This is a genomic window from Celeribacter persicus, from assembly GCF_003050785.1.
Classification (GTDB): Bacteria; Pseudomonadota; Alphaproteobacteria; order Rhodobacterales; family Rhodobacteraceae; genus Celeribacter; species Celeribacter persicus.
In genome coordinates, this window is the sequence record NZ_QAOH01000007.1 from 156,559 (window position 1) to 175,627 (window position 19,069).

The 19,069-nt window shown below is 60.4% G+C and carries 17 protein-coding genes and 1 pseudogene; 6 read left to right on the forward strand and 12 right to left on the reverse strand.

Annotation, left to right across the window (positions count from 1 at the left end; genetic code table 11):
* Genes C8N42_RS11220 through C8N42_RS11240 form a run of 5 tightly spaced genes read left to right on the forward strand, consistent with a single transcriptional unit; the run spans position 1 to position 4,402 of the window.
* Entirely contained in the window at positions 1-2,229 is a 2,229-nt protein-coding gene (locus C8N42_RS11220) for a chemotaxis protein CheA (RefSeq protein ID WP_107816659.1), read from the forward strand.
* A 4-nt stretch (positions 2,230-2,233) separates the two neighbouring features.
* Positions 2,234-2,701 (forward strand): chemotaxis protein CheW, encoded by a 468-nt coding sequence (locus C8N42_RS11225; RefSeq protein ID WP_107816660.1) that lies wholly within the window; start codon positions 2,234-2,236, stop codon positions 2,699-2,701.
* Positions 2,698-3,615, forward strand: a complete 918-nt coding sequence (locus C8N42_RS11230; RefSeq protein WP_146168264.1) for a CheR family methyltransferase — start codon at positions 2,698-2,700, stop codon at positions 3,613-3,615. The genes C8N42_RS11225 and C8N42_RS11230 overlap by 4 nt, the downstream gene beginning before the upstream one ends.
* Entirely contained in the window at positions 3,615-4,001 is a 387-nt protein-coding gene (locus C8N42_RS11235; RefSeq protein ID WP_107816662.1) for a response regulator, read from the forward strand. Before C8N42_RS11230 ends, C8N42_RS11235 begins: the two co-directional genes overlap by 1 nt.
* On the forward strand, positions 4,001-4,402 hold the full coding sequence (locus C8N42_RS11240) for a hypothetical protein (RefSeq protein ID WP_146168265.1): 402 nt from the start codon (positions 4,001-4,003) through the stop codon (positions 4,400-4,402). The genes C8N42_RS11235 and C8N42_RS11240 overlap by 1 nt, the downstream gene beginning before the upstream one ends.
* Positions 4,403-4,640: 238 nt before the next feature.
* Here the strand turns inward: C8N42_RS11240 and C8N42_RS11245 are convergent, their stop codons facing one another.
* The 6 genes and pseudogenes from C8N42_RS11245 to C8N42_RS11270 form a co-directional block, all read right to left on the reverse strand.
* Positions 4,641-4,949 carry a hypothetical protein gene (locus C8N42_RS11245; protein WP_107816664.1) on the reverse strand — a complete coding sequence of 103 codons (309 nt, stop codon included), beginning with the start codon at positions 4,947-4,949 and terminating at the stop codon, positions 4,641-4,643.
* A 274-nt stretch (positions 4,950-5,223) separates the two neighbouring features.
* Positions 5,224-6,129, reverse strand: a complete 906-nt coding sequence (locus C8N42_RS11250; RefSeq protein WP_170109281.1) for a glycoside hydrolase family 26 protein — start codon at positions 6,127-6,129, stop codon at positions 5,224-5,226.
* A 15-nt stretch (positions 6,130-6,144) separates the two neighbouring features.
* Entirely contained in the window at positions 6,145-8,001 is a 1,857-nt protein-coding gene (locus C8N42_RS11255; protein ID WP_107816666.1) for a glycosyltransferase, read from the reverse strand.
* Entirely contained in the window at positions 7,998-9,008 is a 1,011-nt protein-coding gene (gene galE / locus C8N42_RS11260; RefSeq protein WP_107816667.1) for a UDP-glucose 4-epimerase GalE, read from the reverse strand. The genes C8N42_RS11255 and galE overlap by 4 nt, the downstream gene beginning before the upstream one ends.
* Positions 9,005-10,060: pseudogene (locus C8N42_RS11265) on the reverse strand (UDP-glucuronic acid decarboxylase family protein). Before C8N42_RS11265 ends, galE begins: the two are co-directional and overlap by 4 nt.
* A gap of 261 nt (positions 10,061-10,321) precedes the next feature.
* The gene (locus C8N42_RS11270; protein ID WP_107816668.1) at positions 10,322-10,786 is read right to left on the reverse strand and encodes an Lrp/AsnC family transcriptional regulator; all 465 of its coding nucleotides are present in this window, start codon (positions 10,784-10,786) and stop codon (positions 10,322-10,324) included.
* Positions 10,787-10,897: 111 nt separating this feature from the next.
* On the opposite strand from C8N42_RS11270, the gene putA reads away from it, so the two are divergent.
* A complete protein-coding gene (gene putA / locus C8N42_RS11275) occupies positions 10,898-14,305 on the forward strand; it encodes a bifunctional proline dehydrogenase/L-glutamate gamma-semialdehyde dehydrogenase PutA (RefSeq protein ID WP_107816669.1) in 3,408 nt (1,135 codons plus the stop codon).
* Between the two features lie 177 nt (positions 14,306-14,482).
* Here putA and C8N42_RS11280 read toward each other — a convergent pair whose 3' ends face one another.
* From C8N42_RS11280 to C8N42_RS11305, 6 genes are read right to left on the reverse strand one after another with little or no spacing between them, the layout of a single operon-like run.
* Positions 14,483-14,815, reverse strand: coding sequence for a hypothetical protein (locus C8N42_RS11280; protein ID WP_107816670.1), 333 nt, complete (start codon positions 14,813-14,815; stop codon positions 14,483-14,485).
* A gap of 10 nt (positions 14,816-14,825) precedes the next feature.
* Complete coding sequence (locus C8N42_RS11285; protein WP_107816671.1) at positions 14,826-15,662, reverse strand: intradiol ring-cleavage dioxygenase; 837 nt, start codon at positions 15,660-15,662, stop codon at positions 14,826-14,828.
* Between the two features lie 28 nt (positions 15,663-15,690).
* The gene (locus tag C8N42_RS11290; protein WP_107816672.1) at positions 15,691-16,734 is read right to left on the reverse strand and encodes a branched-chain amino acid ABC transporter permease; all 1,044 of its coding nucleotides are present in this window, start codon (positions 16,732-16,734) and stop codon (positions 15,691-15,693) included.
* Between the two features lie 9 nt (positions 16,735-16,743).
* Positions 16,744-17,607, reverse strand: a complete 864-nt coding sequence (locus tag C8N42_RS11295; protein ID WP_107816673.1) for a branched-chain amino acid ABC transporter permease — start codon at positions 17,605-17,607, stop codon at positions 16,744-16,746.
* On the reverse strand, positions 17,604-18,317 hold the full coding sequence (locus C8N42_RS11300; RefSeq protein ID WP_107816674.1) for an ABC transporter ATP-binding protein: 714 nt from the start codon (positions 18,315-18,317) through the stop codon (positions 17,604-17,606). The genes C8N42_RS11295 and C8N42_RS11300 overlap by 4 nt, the downstream gene beginning before the upstream one ends.
* A complete protein-coding gene (locus tag C8N42_RS11305; RefSeq protein WP_107816675.1) occupies positions 18,314-19,033 on the reverse strand; it encodes an ABC transporter ATP-binding protein in 720 nt (239 codons plus the stop codon). The genes C8N42_RS11300 and C8N42_RS11305 overlap by 4 nt, the downstream gene beginning before the upstream one ends.
* Between the last annotated feature and the right edge of the window lie 36 nt (positions 19,034-19,069).

Sequence of the window (19,069 nt, forward strand, 5' to 3'; positions counted from 1 at the left end):
ATGTCCGACCCGATGGCAGAAATCCGCGCCTCTTTCTTCATCGAATGCGAGGAGCTTCTGGAAAGCCTCCAGGACGGTCTCCAGACGATGGATGACGGCGACACCGACCCGGAGACGATCAACATCGTGTTCCGTGCCGTGCATTCGATCAAGGGCGGTGCGGGGGCTTTCGGCCTCGACAATCTTGTGCATTTCGCCCATCGGCTCGAGAGCGCCATGGATGAGGTGCGCACCGGTCGCTTTCACCCGGATGGCGAGGCGATCCGGCTGTTCTTCACCTGCGCCGATGTTCTGGGCGATCTGGTGCGCGCCGCGCGTGACGATGATACGGTCTCCTCCGACGTGACCGATCCGGTACTGGAAAAGCTCGAAAAACTCGTGGGCGTAGAAGAAGAGGCCGAAGAAGACCTCGACTTCACCCCCACCACCCTGTCACTGGATTTCGGGGATGATATGGCCTTGCCAACTCTTCCCGATCTCTCCGCCCTGCCCACACCCGAGCCTGACCCAGCAGACGCACCGCTGCCCGGGGGCAAAGGATTCACCATCTTCTTCAAACCCGACCCCGCGCTTTATCTCTCGGGCAACGAGCCTCTGTATCTGTTTCGCACCCTGCGCGATCTCGGCGATCTCACCGTGACCTGTCACACGACCGCCCTGCCGACGCTCGATCAGATCGACGCTGCCACAGGACACCTGTCCTGGACCCTGACCGTTCACACCGAAGAGAGCGAACAGGCCGTGCGCGAGGTGTTCGAATTTGTCGACGGGCTATGCCAACTCGACATCACTCCGTTCGCGACCGTGCCCTCTGCTACGCTCCCCTTTCCACTCACGGCCACACCGTTCCTTCCGCCGCTGTCTCCGCCAGAACAGCCCGCATCCACAGCAATGCTCCCCGACCCCACGACAGTGCCCGAAACACTCGTGGCAAAAGACACCGCAGTGCGCGTGAAGCCTGTCGAAACGCCCCCGTCCGAAAGTTCGGCCCCGGCAAAACCCTCCGGCACACCGACCCAGCCGCACGCCACTGTGCGCGTGGACCTCGAACGCATCGACCGTCTCGTCAACCTCGTCGGCGAGCTGGTGATCAACCAGGCCATGCTCAGCCAATCCGTCACCGAAGCCGGTCTTCCGCCGAACTCACCGATCTCGACCGGTCTCGAGGAATTTCTGCAATTGACCCGCGACATTCAGGAATCCGTGATGATGATCCGCGCGCAACCGATCAAATCCCTGTTTCAGCGCATGGGCCGGATCGTTCGGGAATCCTCAGCCTCCGTCGGCAAGGAGGTGCGCCTTCATACGGACGGCGAAAATACCGAAGTCGACAAGACCGTTATTGAACGTCTCGCCGACCCGCTCACGCATATGATCCGCAATGCAGTCGACCACGGACTCGAAAGCCCTGACAAACGGCTCGCAGCCGGAAAACCGCGCGAGGGTCATGTCACCCTCACCGCGCAACATCGCTCCGGCCGCATCGTGATCGAAGTGAGTGACGACGGCGCCGGGATCAACCGCGAACGCGTCAGGGCGAAAGCCATTGAAAAAGGTCTCATTCCCACCGACGCGCAACTGACCGACGGCGACATAGACAACCTCCTGTTCCTGCCCGGTTTCTCGACGGCCCAGGAGATTTCCAATCTCTCCGGTCGCGGGGTCGGCATGGATGTCGTCAAAAGTTCCATTCAGGCGCTTGGCGGTCGCATCGCCATCACCTCGCAGGAAGGCAAGGGCACGACCTTCTCGATCTCTCTTCCGCTCACCCTCGCCGTGCTCGATGGCATGATCGTCCGCGTCGCCAATGAGACGCTGGTCGTACCGCTCAACGCCATTCTCGAAACGCTGACCCTGACGCAGGATGACGTCAAAGCACTCGGCCCGCAAGCCCATGTCGTCCAGATTCGCGGCGGCTTCGTCCCGCTGTTCGATCTCGGTGCAGAACTCGGTTATCGCCCGCCACAGGAGAGCTATGTCGGCGGTATCGTCCTGCTGATCGGACAGGAAGACGGCAACCGTGCGGCCTTGGCCGTGGACGGGATCGAAGACCAGCGTCAGGTCGTCATCAAAGGGCTCGAAGGCAGTTACGGACCCGTCCCCGGCATTGCCGCCGCCACCATTCTCGGCGACGGGCAGATCGCGCTCATCCTCGATCCGACAGATCTGGTCAGCCAGGCCTCCGGTCGGACCCGTTCCCGCCCCCCTCAGCATGCTCTTGCAGGATAAGACAATGACCGACACCGACAAACCGACTTCCTCATCGTCTATCGAACTCTTGTCCTTCCGCGTCGGCGGGCAGGACTACTCCGTCGACATCATGTCCGTGCGTGAGATCCGCGGTTCCGCCAAGGCGACCTCCCTGCCGCATGCGCCCTCATTCGTCAAAGGAGTCATCAACCTGCGGGGCACCGTGCTTCCGATCATCGACCTTGCGGCGCGCCTCGGGTTGCAAACCGGTGATAAGCCCGAACGCAACGTCATCATCGTGGTCGATCTGGGCGCACGCACTGCGGGTCTCATGGTCGATGCGGTCTCCGACATTCTTGCCATCCCTTCTGGTGAGATACAACCGCCGCCGGATCTCGCGACCGATAACGCCAGAACCTTCGTATCCGCCCTGACCATCGTGGACGGACGGATGATCCGCATTCTCGATCTGGAAGCCGTCATGCCGCCACAGAGCGAGGAGGTCGCTTGAGCGAATTATCTCCCATGACCGGACATTCCCAAATGGCCAGCGCCATTTCAGATCGCGCCTTTACGCGGATCGTCTCCATCGCGGCCAGAGAGGCGGGTATCGTGCTCGCCGAATCCAAGGTTTCGATGGTGAAGTCCCGCCTGAGCCGCCGTCTGCGGACGCTGGACATACCCAGTTTCGACGCCTATCTGGATTTTCTGGAAGCCACCAACGACAAACAGGAGATGGAGAACTTCATCTCTGCCCTGACCACGAACGTGTCGCATTTCTTCCGGGAACATCATCATTTCGATTACCTGAGAACCCATATCCTTCCACATCTGAGGAAAAAGCTCGCGGCGGGAGGAAAAGCACGGATCTGGTCTGCGGGATGCTCGAACGGGCAGGAACCCTATTCCATCGCGATGACAATCCTGAAAGAGGCGCCCGATCTCGCCAAAATGGATTTCAAAATCCTGGCGACGGATATCGACCCGGAAGTCCTCGTCCGGGCCAAAAGCGCACAATATTTCGGATCGCTGACCACAGGGCTGACAGACGCCACGATCAAGGCCTTCTGCACGGCATCCGAGCAGCAGGCGGAAACCGCTCTGATCCTCAAACCCGAGGTCAGAAACATGGTCGCATTCCGGCAACTCAACCTTCACGCCGAATGGCCGATGAAAGGTAAATTCGACGCGATTTTCTGTCGTAACGTCGTGATCTATTTCGATGAGGAAGCGCAAAGCCAGTTGTTCCGGCGTTTTGCCGCCATTCTCGAACCCGGCGGCTGGCTGATGCTTGGACATTCAGAGCGCCTGAGCGAAAGCACCACACCGCTCTTTGTGAACACGGGGGTCACAACCTACCAAACGATACAGAATACCCAATTTCTCTCTCCGGGTGAGACACAAGTCAAAGAAGGAACGGTCTGATGGCTCTTCGGGATCAACTTCGCGTTATGGTCGTCGACGATATGTCCACCAGTCGGGGACTTATCGCCAACGCCCTGGATTCTTTCGGCATTCGCAATGTTGCGAGTGCGGCGGACGGCCCTTCTGCCTTGCAGAAACTCGCAACCTCTCCGGTGCACCTTGTCATCTCCGATTACAACATGCCCGGGATGGATGGCCTCCAGCTTTTACACGCCCTGCGTACGAATGGGCCCACCCGCGGCATCGGCTTTCTGCTCATCACCGGGCGCGCCGATCGGGAAATCATCGACATGGGCAAACGGCTCGGGATGAACAACTTCCTCAAAAAACCCTTTGACCCCGCCGGTCTTCGCGCCGCCATCGAAGCGATCGTGGGAAAACTCTGATGTCGCCGAGCCCCGTCAAATCCATGCTACGGAATGGTGTAGTCGAGCCCGCTTGTATTCCCCTGAAAACACTGAACAAACGTATTCAGGATGAGATGGTCACACTGGTCATCCTGACCGCGGAAGTTCAGATTGCGCTGGGACCGACACTGGCGGAAGCCAGGAGCCTGTCCCCGGCGGTTCAACGCAGCCTCCAGGCCATCGACCGTTTGCACCAGACACTCGACGATTTGCAAAGGGTCATGGGTCATCTGGCCGGGCAAACCGATCAGGAACTGGTGGAAATCAATTCCCTGAGCGAGGTCATTCGTCTGCGCCATCTCGCCCATAAGCTGTTCGACAATATTGATGCGCCTTTTGCCCTGTCCGAAGACGATTCCGGGGAAATCGCATGGTTCTGAGGCGGGCCTATAAGCGCTCATCTCCGACAAACCTACGAAACCGTAGTTTCCGGTGAATCCCGGGAACAGAGCCGACACTCATGACGACAGGTGTTGCAGCCAAATGGAAAAGAGCGCCCGTTTCTCACAGACACTCTGTTATGGCACTCTTTTGGCATACTCTTCACCGGTTTAGAAAACCGGCTTGGAAACCGCTTGCGTTTTCACATGGAAAAAACGCAAACAACCGCCGCATCCCTCAGCGGCGATAACAGCGGGAATGATTGCCAAAACCGGCCGGAGAGCAAATCCAGGAACCGGACCCCTGCGGTGCCGTTGCGGAGACCGTCGAGGACGCATCCGCGACATCCTTGCCTCTGGCGAGCCAGTCGAAACGAGTGTCGCCGCGGCCCCCGACCGTGGTCTTCTGCGCGCCGGTCTCGGTCTGCGACGCAGAAACGGGAGCGCCCGCAACCATGACGCCCAAAGCGAATGCGGCTATAAGAGCCGCCTTCGACAAAACGCCTGTCGGGCACATATCCGGATTGAATTTCGTAAATACGAACATAGCTCTGCCTCCTTTGCTCGGCCTCGTCCAGCACGGGGGCGGAGACAGGTCCGTCTTTATCTCGTTATCCCGTGATCGGTGAAAAGGAGGTTAGAGGTCAAGAATGCCATGAGTCCGGCTCAAGCGTGGCAGCAATGTGTCCGACGCGAAAAATGCGCTACACCCGATAAAAAACCTTATATATTCAAAATATTACATGAAATAAAAGAAATGGGCGGATTTTCGCCGCCCATTCAATTTCGCCCTATTTTACAGCGAAATGCCCGACATCAGATCATTTGAGGACCTGATTCTTGACCCGCCAGTCCGGCTGACCGAAGCCTTCCGGCCACGGGTAAACTTCCGGGTAGTTGAAGTAGACGACACCGACCAGCGCCGGGTAATCGGCGTTTTCCGCTCGCACGGAAGTCTTCCACCCCTCGACGTAACCCGCCTTGCCGACATAGCCGAGCTCGGCCACAACGACCGGTTTGCCAAAGGCCTGCGCCCGTTTGTAACGGGGTGCGAAGATTTCGTCATAGGTCCGGTCATGACCGTATTTCGCCTGATCCCAGGCTTGCAGACCGAAGACCGACAGGCCGACCAGATCGGCATAGTCGTCGCCCGGATAGTATTGCGCCATTTTCTCATCGCCCAGAGGCGACCACATCAGGTTGATGTTCGGCGCATCTTCCTTGCACAGATCGGTCATCCGGCGATAGGCGGCAATGTAATCGTCCGGGTCCCAGCCCGCCCAGATAAACTGACCGCTCTCATCATCCATCTCATGCATGAACCGCAGGGTCACCGGGCTTTTCAGCGTGCCCAGTACCTCGCAAACCGCGTGCATGTTGCCGTCATAGGTGCCATTGAAAATCCCCTCGCGCAGGTAGCGCGCGGTGTTGCGTTCGCTGCGCGACCACGTCCAAGGTTCCAGCGTCACCAGAAGCGCACGCTGACGTTCGAGCGCATAGGCATCGGCATCGTTCAACGATGGAAGATACACGTCCTCCCACGGCAGGAACAAATGCTCGACCGTCACAGCCCCGTCAGCGGAAAAATCCCCATCCGGGTCATAAACCCCGAACGGCACCTGACCCGGCGGCGATTGTGCAAATCCCATGCTCAAGAGTCCCGACAGAACCCCTATCCCCAGACCGGCGCCCAGCGCCCTCATCATCCGTTTTGTCGACATATTCAACATCGCTCCCTCCCTTCAGGGCGCTTCGGCCCCAAACCATTCCGGTGCGAATTCCAGATGCACATCCCCCGGCTGGCCCTGCCCCGCACCGGCGACCACGTACTCGACTCTCATCACTTGCAGAGGCACGAGTCCATAAGACAGAGCAAGGAGACCCATCTGTCCCCTCAGGATAACAGAATTGGCGAAAAATGCCATGATCATTATCAAAACAGCACTTTGAAGCACGAGTTTTGGCGTGAAATTCCGCAATTTGATGCGGTTTTCCCGAATGTGGTGAATGATCGCCACGGCCAGCAGAACAACATAGACCACAGCGTTCATCAGCGTCAGAAGATAGAACCCCGGCGCCACGACAAGATGGTCGCGCAGCATCACCGGCAGGATCGCCCCCAAGGCGAGGACCGCATAGACCAGAACGATCCGGTTCGGCAAAGTCGCATGCGCCACGTGTCCCTTGGGCGTGATGCGGAAGTCGACGAAATGTCCCGAAAGCCGGTCACGCACGGCCATGGCCACCCCCCAGAGCACCCAGGGCCATTGCAGCGCGACGAAAAGGATTTTCTCCCAGGAGAGAATCTTCGCATCCACCGGTCGCAAAAGCCCGTCACGTTTCAACCCGCGCACGATCAACAGCGGAATGAGACCTAATGGGAAACTATGTGCTATAAAGGACGGATATGTGACATTGGCATAGGTGAAATCGAACAACACCGCCAGAACCGGCGCGACATAGGCCATCGCCATGGCCAATGCGAAGAACACGTACCAAAGCTGACAGAGAAGAAAGAGCGCCTTGAGCCGCATCGGCAGTTTCGGAAGGTAATCGGGCGTGTGGCGCAGCAGCAGCGAAACGAGCGAACGCGACCACTGAAATTCCTGCGTCACCAGATCGGGCAGCGTCGCCGGACCGTCGCCCAGCGCGAAGGCATCAATGGCATGCACACCGCGCCAACCCGCCGCCGAGATCAGCATGGTGGTGGAATGATCCTCCGCCAACTCCGGCCCGAGACCTCCCGCCTGTTTGAGCGCCTTGGTGCGCACCGCGTAATGCGAACCGATGCACATGGGCGTCAGGAGCCGGGTGTAGCCCGCCTGAAAGATACCATGGAACGCCGCCTCGACATAAAGCCGGGTGCGCGCAGCCCAGTGGCCCCTGGCATTGGCGCCACAAATCGAGGGCGCGGAGACATAGCCCACCTCCGGATCGGCGAAGGGACGCACCATCTCGCGCAAGTATCCCGGCCCCGGTACATGATCGGAGTCGAGCTGCGAGACGATGTCATAGAGGCGATAGCCCCATGTATCGTAAAAATAGGCCAGATTGCCCTCTTTGCAGCGAGTCCGGCGCGGCCATTCCTTTTGGTGATAGGCCTCAAGCTCCTTGCGTGAGGAAATATGCACCCCATGGGCCGCACACCACTCGGTCACCTCCGGCGTCGGGTCCTCATCGGCCAACCATGTATCATGGGGATAATCCTGTGCCAGCATCGCCTCAAGCGTCGGGCGGATCACCTCGAAAGGCTCTGAAGGGGTCTTGGTCACGATCATCGCAACCCTGTACTGTCCCAGCTCGGGATCGGGCGCGGCGGAGCGATGAGCCGCAAGGAAGATCACCATGAAATAGGCCTGCATGCTCCAGACCCAGATCAGCCCGAGGGTGATCAGCCCATAGCGCACCGCCCCACCGACATGAGACGGCTCGAACCACCAGCTCCAGAACCAGAGCGAGGCGAGAAACCACAGCCCCGCAAGAAAGCCGTACCACAGCCTGCGTCTGCGTGAAAACAGCGGGGTCAGCATCGGGCGCGGCGCGAGAGCCGGGTGTCGGGACCTGCGATGCTCCGCCATGGGGGCGGCGGGTCTGCTCATCCCTGGGCGACCTTCGGCGCCTCCATGAACCATGGCGCGGCATGGCCCACGATCTCGTCTATATTGGTCCACCGGGCTTCGAACCCCAGCACCTCGCGCGCATGGCCCGGATTGGCCACCAGTTCCGGCGGATCGCCTGCCCGGCGCGGGCTATTTTGATGTGGCACCGCATGGCCGGTCACCCGCTCCACGGCATCCAGGATTTCCTGCACGGAAGTGCCTGTACCGGTTCCGAGGTTGAGCTTTAGCGGCCCTGCCCCACCCCGCAGCGCATCGAGCGCCAGCACATGAGCGCGGGCCAGATCGCTGACATGGATGTAATCCCGCACGCAAGTTCCGTCCGGCGTCGGGTAATCCGTGCCAAAGACCTGAAGCGGCGCCCCTGTGCCTTGCGCGGCCATCAGCGCGAGCGGGATCAAATGGGTTTCCGGATCGTGGCGTTCGGAAAGCTCGAACTCCGGATCGGAGCCCGCCGCGTTGAAATAGCGCAAGGCGGCATAATTCAGCCCCCAGGCACTGGCGGCATCCTCCATCATCCATTCGCAGATCAGTTTCGAGCGCCCATAAGGGTTGATCGGCGCCTGTGCCATGGTCTCGTCGATCGGCACCCGATCCGGCACGCCATAGGTGGCACAGGACGACGAGAAAACCAGCGTCTTCACGCCCTCCCGCTGCATCGCCCCCAGAAGCGCGATCATCCCGCCGACATTGTTGTCGTAATACATCTGCGGTTCCTGCACGCTTTCGCCGACATAGGCGAAGGCCGCGAAATGGATCACCGCGTCGATGCGCTCCTCTTTCAACACCTGCGCCAGACGATCCCCGTCGCGCATGTCACCCTTTACCAAAGGGCCCCAACGCACCGCATCGGCATGCCCGCGCGAGAGATTGTCGTAGACCACCGGCACCATCCCCGCCCGGCTCAGCGCCTTGCAACAATGCGATCCGATATAACCCGCGCCACCGGTGACGAGCACGCGCGCGGCTTTGGCCGGAAGATGTGTCATGCCGCACCTCCTTCGACCATGCCGGTGGCGGGCCGTACCTGCGACAGCTCAAGTTCCTTGCTGAAATAGGCCACCGTCGGCACCAGCCCGACGCGCAATGTCACTTTCGGCGCCCAGTTCAGCAGGCCTTTCGCACGGGTAATGTCAGGGCGACGTTGCCGCGGGTCGTCTTTCGGAAGATCGCAATAGACCGAACCGCCATGGGTCGGGATCATCTTCTGCACCAGATCGGCCAGCTCGTTCATGGTGAACTCGCCCGGATTGCCAAGGTTGACCGGCATCGCGCCGCAGGTCTCGCATTCCATCAGCGCCATCAGCCCGTCGAGCATATCGTCGACATAGCAAAACGATCGCGTCTGCTCGCCGGTGCCATAAATGGTCATCGGTTCGCCTTTCAGCGCCTGTACGATGAAATTGGAGATCACGCGCCCGTCCTCCGGGTCCATCCGCGGCCCGTAGGTGTTGAAGATCCGCGCCACACGCACATCCACCCCGCGAGTTTCATGCATATCGTGGAACAGGGTCTCGGCGGCACGCTTGCCTTCGTCATAGCAGGACCGCGGTCCCATGGTGTTCACCAGCCCGCGATAATCTTCGTTCTGTGGCGAAACATCCGGGTCGCCATAGACCTCGGAGGTCGAGGATTGCAGCACCCGCGCACCTTTTCTCGCTGCCAGTTCCAGCAGGTTCAGCGCCCCCATGACGGAGGTCTGGAAAGTGTGAACCGGATCTTTCTGATATTTCGGCGGCGAGGCCGGGCAGGCCAGATTGTAAATCCGGTCTACCGGTCCCTAGATGCTGAACGGTTCGACGATGTCATGCAGGAAGAACCGGAAATCCGGCTCCTGCATCAGCGCGCCGATATTGCTCAACCGCCCGGTTTCGAGATTGTCGACACAGATCACCCGATCCCCCTGCGCCAACAGTCGCCGACACAGGTTGGAACCGATAAACCCGGCACCGCCTGCGACGATGACAACTCTTTGCGAGGACCGATTTTCACTGGTTGCAAGACTGAATTGCGGATCAAGCCGCTTCACGTTGGAGCCCATCTCCCCCTCCTGTCACCCTGATCCCCATAAAGCCCCCGCAACAGAGAGATCAGAGCCGTGTATGTTTAACATTAATATTTTACATTATAGCCCTAAAATGGACGTTGATATGTCGCAATATAACCATAATTTGAAATATATCTTTTTAGTCAATACACCGACATGCTGCAAAAATCATGCTGCACTGCATCAGGTTTCCGGCCTGTTTCAGTCTTGAAAGACGCTGGAAATCTGCCCTGTTCCGATCCTCCAAAGCGCTGGTCAAAGACTGAGCCAACTTTGCTCTACGACGGCTTCCATGGCGACATAGCTCGTAGTCGAACTAATATGCGGCAGGGTCGAGATTTTTTCCGCCATGATGTGCCGGTAATGTGCCATATCACGGGACCGCAACTTGATCTGGTAGTCGAAGCCGCCGGCAATCATATAGCATTCCTCGACCTCCGGGATCTTGCGCACCGCCGCGTTGAACTCTTCCAAAGCCTTTTGGCGCGTGTCCGAAACGCGCACCTCGATATAGGTCACATTGGTCAGCCCGAGTTTGAGCGGCGAAAGGATCGCACGATAGCCGGTGATCAGCCCGACATCCTCCATCTGCTTGATGCGATAGGTGACCGGAGTCTTCGACAGACCTACCTTTTTAGACAGTTCCGTGATCGGGATTCTGGCATTGGCAACCAGGGCTTCGAGTATCTTTTGGTTGGTGGCGTCCAGTTCGAAATTCATACTAAATCCTTTCTGAATTTAGGTCATATCGACTACTAATAGGCAAAAAATAGAGCCTTCGTCTATAATTTACCCGGTATTATTGGTGAAATTCCACTCTCAGAGGTCAATATGGCTCTTCCTCCCTTTCCCGCCCTTGGCTTTGCCGCAAAATACGCCCCCGAGAATCAGTTGCTCGATCGTCTGATCGCCGAGGCCGAAATTTCGCCCCGAACCCGCGCCGCCATTTCGGCCCGTGCCGTCACCCTCGTGAAGCGCATCCGCACCGAAGCGAAGCCTACCCTCATGGAACATTTTCTCGCCGAATACGGTCTTTCGACCCGCGAAGGCGTGGCACTCATGTGTCTTGCCGAAGCGATGCTGCGCGTGCCCGACAGTTTCACCATCGACGCCCTGATCGAGGACAAGATCGCCCCGTCAGAGTGGAACAAACACATCGGCACCGCCGCCTCCTCGCTTGTGAACGCCTCGACCTGGGCCCTGATGCTCACCGGCAAGGTGCTCGATGACAAACAACCGGGCGTCGCAGGCACGCTGCGGGGCGCGGTCAAACGTCTGGGAGAGCCGGTGATCCGCGCCGCCGTCGGGCGCGCGATGAAGGAAATGGGTCGTCAGTTCGTCTTGGGTGAAACCATCGAAAGCGCTCTGAAGCGCGGCGAATCGCGTGAGAAACAGGGCTTTACCTATTCCTTCGACATGTTGGGCGAAGCCGCGCGCACCAAGGCGGACGCAGATCGCTACGCCAAGGATTACGCCGATGCGATCACCGCCATCGGCAAGCACGCCGCCCATGACACCATTGTCGATAACCCCGGTATTTCAGTGAAATTCTCCGCCCTGCACCCGCGCTATGAGGTGGCTCAGGAAGCGCGTGTCATGGCGGAGCTTGTCCCCGTGCTGACCCGCCTTGCCCGTCAGGCGAAGGACGTGGGCATCGGCTTCCACGTCGATGCCGAGGAACAGGATCGTCTGGTGCTGTCCTTCAAGGTGATCGAGGCCGTGCTGTCGGATGACTATCTCGCCGGATGGGACGGTTTCGGTGTGGTGGTGCAGGCTTACGGCAAACGTGCCGCACCCGCAATTGATGCGCTTTACGACATGGCGAAGCGCTATGATCGCAAGATCAACATCCGCCTCGTCAAGGGCGCCTATTGGGACACGGAGATGAAACTGGCGCAGGTCACCGGCCAGCCGGGCTTTCCGCTTTTCACCTCCAAACCCGCAACCGACGTCTCCTATGCCTGCCTTGCCAAGAAACTCTTCGGCATGGGCGATCACATCTTCCCGCAATTCGCCACGCATAACGCCCACACGGTCGCGACCATCATGGAACTTGCGGAAGGCCGCCCCTTCGAGTTTCAGCGCCTGCACGGCATGGGCGAACGTCTGCATGACATCGTGCTGAAGGAAACCGGTGGGCATTGCCGCATCTATGCGCCTTGCGGGGCACACCGCGACCTTCTGGCCTATCTCGTCCGTCGCCTGCTGGAAAACGGCGCGAACTCGTCCTTCGTGCATCAGATCGTGGACGAAAGCGTCCGCCCGGAAGACATCGCCAAGGACCCGTTCGAAGCACTGACCACCGCCAAAGCACCTTCAGGTCTCGTGCATCCGTCGCAAATCTTCGGCGGGGAACGGGTCAATTCGAAAGGCTGGGACCTCACCGACGATGGTGTGCTGGCCGAGATCGACGCCGCCCGCAATGTATCCCTCCCGAAAGCCCGCCCCCTGACCGTCTCCGAACCCTCCGGCACCGCGCAGCCGGTAACCAACCCGGCCACAGGAGAAAAAATCGGCGAGGTGATCGAGGCGGACAAGGCCACGGTCGAAGCCGCGCTGAGCGACGCCCGCACATGGAGCGCCCCCGCGACTGAGCGCGCTGACGTACTGCGCCGCGTGGCCGATCTTTATGAGGCCAATTATGGCGTACTCTTCGCCATTCTGGCGCAGGAAGCCGGGAAATCCCTGCCCGATGCGGTGGGCGAGGTCCGCGAAGCAGTCGATTTCCTGCGCTACTACGCACAGGAAGGCGAAAACGACACCCGCGCCCCACGCGGCATCTTTACCGCGATCAGCCCGTGGAACTTCCCTCTGGCGATTTTCACCGGGCAAATCTCGGCCGCGCTGATGGCGGGCAACGCCGTGCTCGCCAAACCGGCCGAACAGACGCCCATCGTCGCCACCAAGGCAGTCGAGCTGATGCATGAGGCCGGTGTGCCGCGCGAGGTTCTGCAACTCCTGCCCGGGCGCGGACCGACCGTCGGCGCAGCTCTCACCTCTGATCCGCGCGTCAAGGGCGTGGTCTTCACCGGCTCCACCGACACGGCGCAGCGGATCAACCGCACCATGGCCGAACATCTCGATCCGGGCACGCCGCTCATTGCGGAAACCGGTGGGCTGAACGCGATGATCGTCGACTCGACCGCACTTTCTGAGCAGGCCGTGCGCGATGTCGTAGCTTCCGCCTTCCAATCCGCCGGTCAGCGTTGTTCCGCGCTGCGCTGTCTCTACCTGCAAGAGGACAGCGCGCCGCAGGTGATCGAGATGATCAAAGGCGCGATGGATCAGCTCACTGTCGGCAATCCCTGGGCCCTGAGTACCGATGTCGGTCCGGTGATCGACCGCGAGGCCCGCGACGAGATCGCAGGTTACGTTGCACAGAAAGCCAACAGCATCCTGCACCGGATCGAGGCTCCGACTGAGGGCACCTTCGTCGCGCCCACCCTGCTCAAGGTGAACGGGATCAACGATCTGGAGCGCGAAATTTTCGGCCCGGTCCTGCATGTCGCAACCTTCAAGGCCCGCGATCTCGACAAGATCGTGACCGAGATCAACGCGCGCGGGTTCGGCCTGACCTTCGGGCTGCACACAAGGATCGACGAGCGGGTGCAGAGCATCTCGGACGCCATCCATGTCGGCAATATCTACGTCAACCGCAACCAGATCGGCGCGGTCGTCGGTTCGCAACCCTTTGGCGGCGAAGGCCTTTCTGGCACCGGTCCGAAAGCCGGTGGCCCGCTCTACCTGAACCGTTTCTTCGCCCCCGAGCCGGGGCTTGCGGAAGCGGGACGGTTCGAGCGCGGCGCCGATCTCAAGGCACTTCGGGAAGTCTTGGGCAATCCGGCCGAAACCAAGCTCGAAGAGCGCCTGATGCCCGGACCGACCGGCGAGATGAACCGCCTCGCCTTCTACACCCGCCCGCCGGTGCTCTGCCTCGGGCCGGGTGTGGAGGCGGCGAAGGCGCAGGCCGCCGCCGTCGAAGCTCTGGGTGGTGTCGCCATCGCGCTCGACGGCACGCTGTCCGCGAAAGACCTCGTCGCGCTCGACGACTTTTCCGCAGCCCTGTGGTGGGGGGACGCGGAAACGGCGCGTACTTTCGCCCGGGCGCTGGCCTCATGTGACGGGGCAATCATACCCCTGATCACCGCACGTCCCGACAAGGCCCATGTCGTCCATGAACGCCATCTCTGCGTCGACACCACGGCGGCGGGTGGCAACGCGGCATTGCTGGCGGGCTGAGACCTTCAGAGCAAAGAAACGGCAAAGAGCGCGGGAAACCGCGCTCTTCTTGCCGCCCCAACCGTTTAAAGCGTTTTGCTTTTTATCTGAAACAGGGAAAAAGCAAAACGCAGTGCATCGTATGAGCGTTGCGAGCGCTTCACATTAAATCTGTGATTCAGATTTATGCGAAACGCTTTAGCGCCGGGCGAAATAGCCCTTGGGGTCCATCACCGTGATCCGCACGCTGGCAGGGCTGTCACAGGTTGTGCTGAGCATCGCCTGCAACCGTTCAGCCACCTCTTCGAGCACCTCTCGCCCCCGCTCCGCCTTGCCCAGCACCCGCAGATCGGCATTGACCTGCGACTGGTCCGGCAGACCGAACACAGGGGAGACAGTCAGATGGGCAAACTCCGCTCCGACGGAAAGCCGTTCGCACAGCATGACGCGCAGATCGGGCAAGGCCGCCATGAGCGCGCCCTGCCGCACCTGCCAGAGGCCGTGGTCGATGGCGATGGACAGCAATGGCATCGTGCCCTCCTTACTCTGCGACCATGACGAAATCGAAAGGCGAGCGCCATTCGGTCTCGGCTTTGACATGTTCGAACGGCGCAACCAGTGTTTCCTTGACGCCGAAAACGCTATCATCGTTCAGATAGCGGTCATCGCCCACGAAAGTATGCGTGACGATGGTCCTGAACCCCGGTGCCGTAACCATGAAATGCATATGCGCCGGACGGTAAGGATGCCGTCCGAGCTGGCCCAGCATCTTGCCCACCGGCCCGTCATCGGGGATCGGATAGCTCACCGGTTTGATACCGACAAAGCTGTAGGCCCCGTCCGCCTCCGTGATGAACCGGCCCCGGTTGTTGAACTTCGGCTGGATGTCGGGCTGCTGCACGTCATAGAAGCCTTCGGCATTGTCGGACCACACGTCCACGCAGGCCCCTTTGATCGGCTCACCGTGAATGTCGATGACGCGACCGGTGAAGAGGCAGCTCTCGCCCTTGCCGTCCAGGCAAATATTGTCTCCCATCTTGCGGATCGGCGCATTGGCGACGTGGAAGGGGCCGAACACCGTGTTCTCGGTCGCCCCCGCCGGACGGCGATTGTTGATCGCATCGACCAGCATGGAAAAGCCCAGCACATCGGACAGAAGGATGAATTCCTGCCGCTCCGGGCTACAGATCTGGCCGGTCTGGGTCAGGAAGTCGATGCCGAAATCCCATTCCTCCTGGGTCAGTTCGACCTCCTTGGCGAAGGCGTGCAAGTGCTTGACCAGCGCCCCCATCACGGTTTTCAGACGTGGGTCGATATCGTCCCCCATGCGGGCGTTAACGGTCTCGACGGAGCCTTCCTCGGTAAAATAATCGGTCATGGGTTTCCCCTTTCTGTTGTCTGGAATGTCAGTTGCCGGAACGCTGCGATGGCCTGTGTTGCAGGGAACGGTGCCGCAGCGGCAGAAGTTCGATCCCCGTTTTTTCGGTGAACATCCCCCAAAGCCCCTTGCGCGCGAACAGCATGATGACGATGCCGATCAGGCCGAGGACGATCAGATAGACCGTGCCGTAATCCGCGAGCACGCGTTGCAGGATGTAGAAGACGAGCACTCCCACGACCGGCCCCGGCAGCGTGCCGATGCCACCGATCACGGTGATGAAGATGACGAAGGCGGTCCAGTCCACGACGGAAAACGCCGCATCCGGGCTGACCCGCGTGATCTGGATGAAAAGAAGCGCGCCGCACAGCCCGGTGCCGAAGGCGGTGAGCACGAAGACCAGCGCCTTGAGCCGCAGGGGATCGACGCCGACGGAACGCGCCGCCTCGACATTGTCGCGGATCGCCTGAAGCCCAAGCCCCATACGCGAGCGCAGGAACAGGTAGCCGACCAGAAGCGTCACCACGGCCAGCGTAAGCGCCAGCCAATAAGTCAGCGCATCCGACGCCGCCGAGGAGGACACACCCAAGAGTTCCTTGATCTGCGCCACACCGATCATCTCCTTGGTGGTGCCCTTGGGCAGGGATGTGCCCGTGCCTCCCCCCAGAGCCTTCCACTGCGCCATGGAGAGACGGACGATTTCGGCGGAGACCCATGTACCGATGGCGAAATAGGCCCCGTTCAGGCGAAAGGTGAAAAACGCAATCGGGAGCGACAGGAGCATGGCCGCGACGCCTCCCAGAAGGATCGCAGGCAATGGGTCCCAGCCCCAGAGGATCACGCCACCGAACATCGCGTAGGCCCCGATGCCGACGAAAGCCTGTTGCCCCACCGAGACCAGCCCCGCGAAGCCCGCGAGCATGTTCCAGTTGAGCGCGAGCACCAGAAGGGTGAGCACCATGAAGAGGTCCTGCACCATGGCGCGCGAGCCGATCACCGGCACGAGCGCGAGCACCAGGACAGCCAGGACCGCGATCACGCGTGAGAGGGTGGATTTGGAAGAGTTGGTCATCTTGAGCCCTCAGTCATTGGCGCGCGGGAACAACCCGCGGGGACGGATCAGCAGGACGAGCACGAAGGCGATATGGCCCGCGAGGATTTGCCATTCGGGATTGACGGCGGCCCCCAAAGCCTGCGCCACACCGATCAGGATGCCTCCCGCGAGCGTGCCCCAGAGCGAACCCAGCCCGCCGATGATCACCGCCTCGAAGGCGTAGATCAGACGTGCGGGACCGATCGAGGGATCGAAATTCGCGCGGATGCCGAGGTACAGCGCGGCAATGGTGGCGACGACCATGGCGATGCCGGTGGCAATGGCGAAAACATTGCGCGGTCGGATGCCCATGAGCCCCGCTGTCACCGCATCGTCCGAGGTGGCGCGAAAGGCGCGGCCCAGTTTGGTGCGGTAAAACAACTGGTTGAGGGCAAAGATCACCGCAACGGCGGAGATCAGCGTCAGGAGAGGCATCACCCCCACGGTGATGGGCCCGAGCGGCAGGGAAGCCGCTTCGATGGGACCGGCGGAGAGTTTCTGACTGTCTGCGGAAAAGCCTTCCAGAAGGCCGTTCTGGATCACCACGGACAGCCCGAAGGTAACGAGAAGCGGCGGCAGGATGTCGTCGCCCAACACCCGGTTCAAAACATAGGTCTGAAGCGCCCATCCGACGGCGAACATCACTGGAGCGGCGATCAGCACCGCCACGAAAGGCGACAGGCCTAAAAGGTTCACGACCGTCAGGATCAGAAACGCCGCCAGAACGATGAGATCGCCATGTGCCAGATTCACCAGCCGCATGATCCCGAACACAAGGCTCAACCCCGCCGCGAACAGCGCGTAAAGCCCGCCCAAAAGGATGCCCTGAACAATGGTATCGACCCAGATCATGCGCTCACTCCGAAATAGGCGTCGTGGATCGCATCGCGCGACAACTCTTCTGGCGCACCGCTCAGGGTGATCCGGCCTTCCATCATGCAACAGACATGATCGGCGACCTTGAGCGCCTGCCCGATGTCCTGTTCCACCACGATGACCGAGGCCCCGCTTTCACGGATACGCGGGAAGGAGGCGTAGATGTCGCGGATGATCACCGGGGCGAGGCCCAGAGAGATTTCATCGCACAAAAGCACATCCGGGTTCGACATCAGCGCCCGCCCGATGGCGACCATCTGCTGCTGTCCGCCCGACAGGGCTGTGCCTGGATTGTGACGCCGCTCCTTGAGGATCGGGAAGAGATCGTAAATCGCCTCCAGCGTCCAATAGCCATTGCCGGTGCGGCTGTGCGCGCCGATCAGGATGTTTTCCTCAACCGTCAGCGAGGGAAACAACCGTCGCCCCTCCGGCACCATGGAAATGCCGACCTCCAGCACCTCGGGCGCCGAAAGCGCGCCGATGGGCCGGTCATTCAGCAGAATCGCCTCGGCGGGGCTCGGCAGAATGCCGGTGATCGCCCGCATCAGCGTCGACTTGCCCGCACCGTTGGCCCCGATGATCGCCAGCGCCTGCCCGCGTTGGAGCGTCAGATCGACGCCGAACAACGCCTGAAAATCGCCATAGAAGGCAGTCAGATTTCGGATGGAAAGCACCGTGTCGGTCATACTTCGATCCCCAGATAGATTTCCTTCACCTCCGGCGAGGCCATGACCTCATCCGGTTCGCCGATCATCAGCATCTTGCCGAAGTTCAACACCATGAGCCGTTCGACCACGGAGGTGAGCGCATGAAGCACATGTTCGATCCAGATGATCGCCGTGCCCTCTGCATGGATGGATTTGATCGTGTCGATCAGCGCGCCGCATTCCGCTTCGGTCAGCCCGCCCGCGATTTCGTCGAGCAGGATGAGCTTGGGCGAGGTCGCCATGGCGCGCGCCAGTTCAAGCCGTTTACGCTGCAACAAAGACAGCCCGCCGGAGGTGGCATCCGCCACGCCCGCAAGCCCGGTGCGGTCGAGGATATCCATGCAGAATTCCCCCGCATGGTGGCCATGATGCCCGCCGCCGAAATTCGCCGCGACCAAAAGGTTTTCGAACACACTCAGATGGGTGAAGGGCTGCGGGATCTGGAACGACCGCCCGATCCCCGCCGCCACCCGGCTCATCGGCGGTTTGCGTGTGACATCCACGCCGTCGAACAGAACACGCCCCTCATCGGGCGCGATATTGCCGGTGATCAGGTTGAACAACGTGGATTTCCCCGCGCCGTTCGGCCCGATGATGCCCAAAGCCTCGCCCGGCGCGACCTCGAAAGAGACCGCGTCCGTAACCTTGAGCGCACCGAAGGATTTCGACACATGGTCGAGTGTGAGAAGGGACATGTTTTGCCTCTAATGGGTTGGCTGGAGGCCGAGGCC

Bases quoted from the DNA above. Each gene is read 5' to 3' on its own strand.
- C8N42_RS11255 (WP_107816666.1), bottom strand. From the start codon at position 8,001: ATGAGCAGACCCGCCGCCCCCATGGCGGAGCATCGCAGGTCCCGACAC.
- C8N42_RS11270 (WP_107816668.1), bottom strand. From the start codon at position 10,786: ATGAATTTCGAACTGGACGCCACCAACCAAAAGATACTCGAAGCCCTG.
- galE (WP_107816667.1), bottom strand. From the start codon at position 9,008: ATGACACATCTTCCGGCCAAAGCCGCGCGCGTGCTCGTCACCGGTGGC.
- C8N42_RS11220 (WP_107816659.1), top strand. From the start codon at position 1: ATGTCCGACCCGATGGCAGAAATCCGCGCCTCTTTCTTCATCGAATGC.
- C8N42_RS11235 (WP_107816662.1), top strand. From the start codon at position 3,615: ATGGCTCTTCGGGATCAACTTCGCGTTATGGTCGTCGACGATATGTCC.
- C8N42_RS11300 (WP_107816674.1), bottom strand. From the start codon at position 18,317: ATGACCGACACGGTGCTTTCCATCCGAAATCTGACTGCCTTCTATGGC.
- C8N42_RS11290 (WP_107816672.1), bottom strand. From the start codon at position 16,734: ATGACCAACTCTTCCAAATCCACCCTCTCACGCGTGATCGCGGTCCTG.
- C8N42_RS11305 (WP_107816675.1), bottom strand. From the start codon at position 19,033: ATGTCCCTTCTCACACTCGACCATGTGTCGAAATCCTTCGGTGCGCTC.
- C8N42_RS11240 (WP_146168265.1), top strand. From the start codon at position 4,001: ATGTCGCCGAGCCCCGTCAAATCCATGCTACGGAATGGTGTAGTCGAG.
- C8N42_RS11280 (WP_107816670.1), bottom strand. From the start codon at position 14,815: ATGCCATTGCTGTCCATCGCCATCGACCACGGCCTCTGGCAGGTGCGG.
- C8N42_RS11285 (WP_107816671.1), bottom strand. From the start codon at position 15,662: ATGACCGATTATTTTACCGAGGAAGGCTCCGTCGAGACCGTTAACGCC.
- C8N42_RS11225 (WP_107816660.1), top strand. From the start codon at position 2,234: ATGACCGACACCGACAAACCGACTTCCTCATCGTCTATCGAACTCTTG.
- putA (WP_107816669.1), top strand. From the start codon at position 10,898: ATGGCTCTTCCTCCCTTTCCCGCCCTTGGCTTTGCCGCAAAATACGCC.
- C8N42_RS11295 (WP_107816673.1), bottom strand. From the start codon at position 17,607: ATGATCTGGGTCGATACCATTGTTCAGGGCATCCTTTTGGGCGGGCTT.
- C8N42_RS11245 (WP_107816664.1), bottom strand. From the start codon at position 4,949: ATGTTCGTATTTACGAAATTCAATCCGGATATGTGCCCGACAGGCGTT.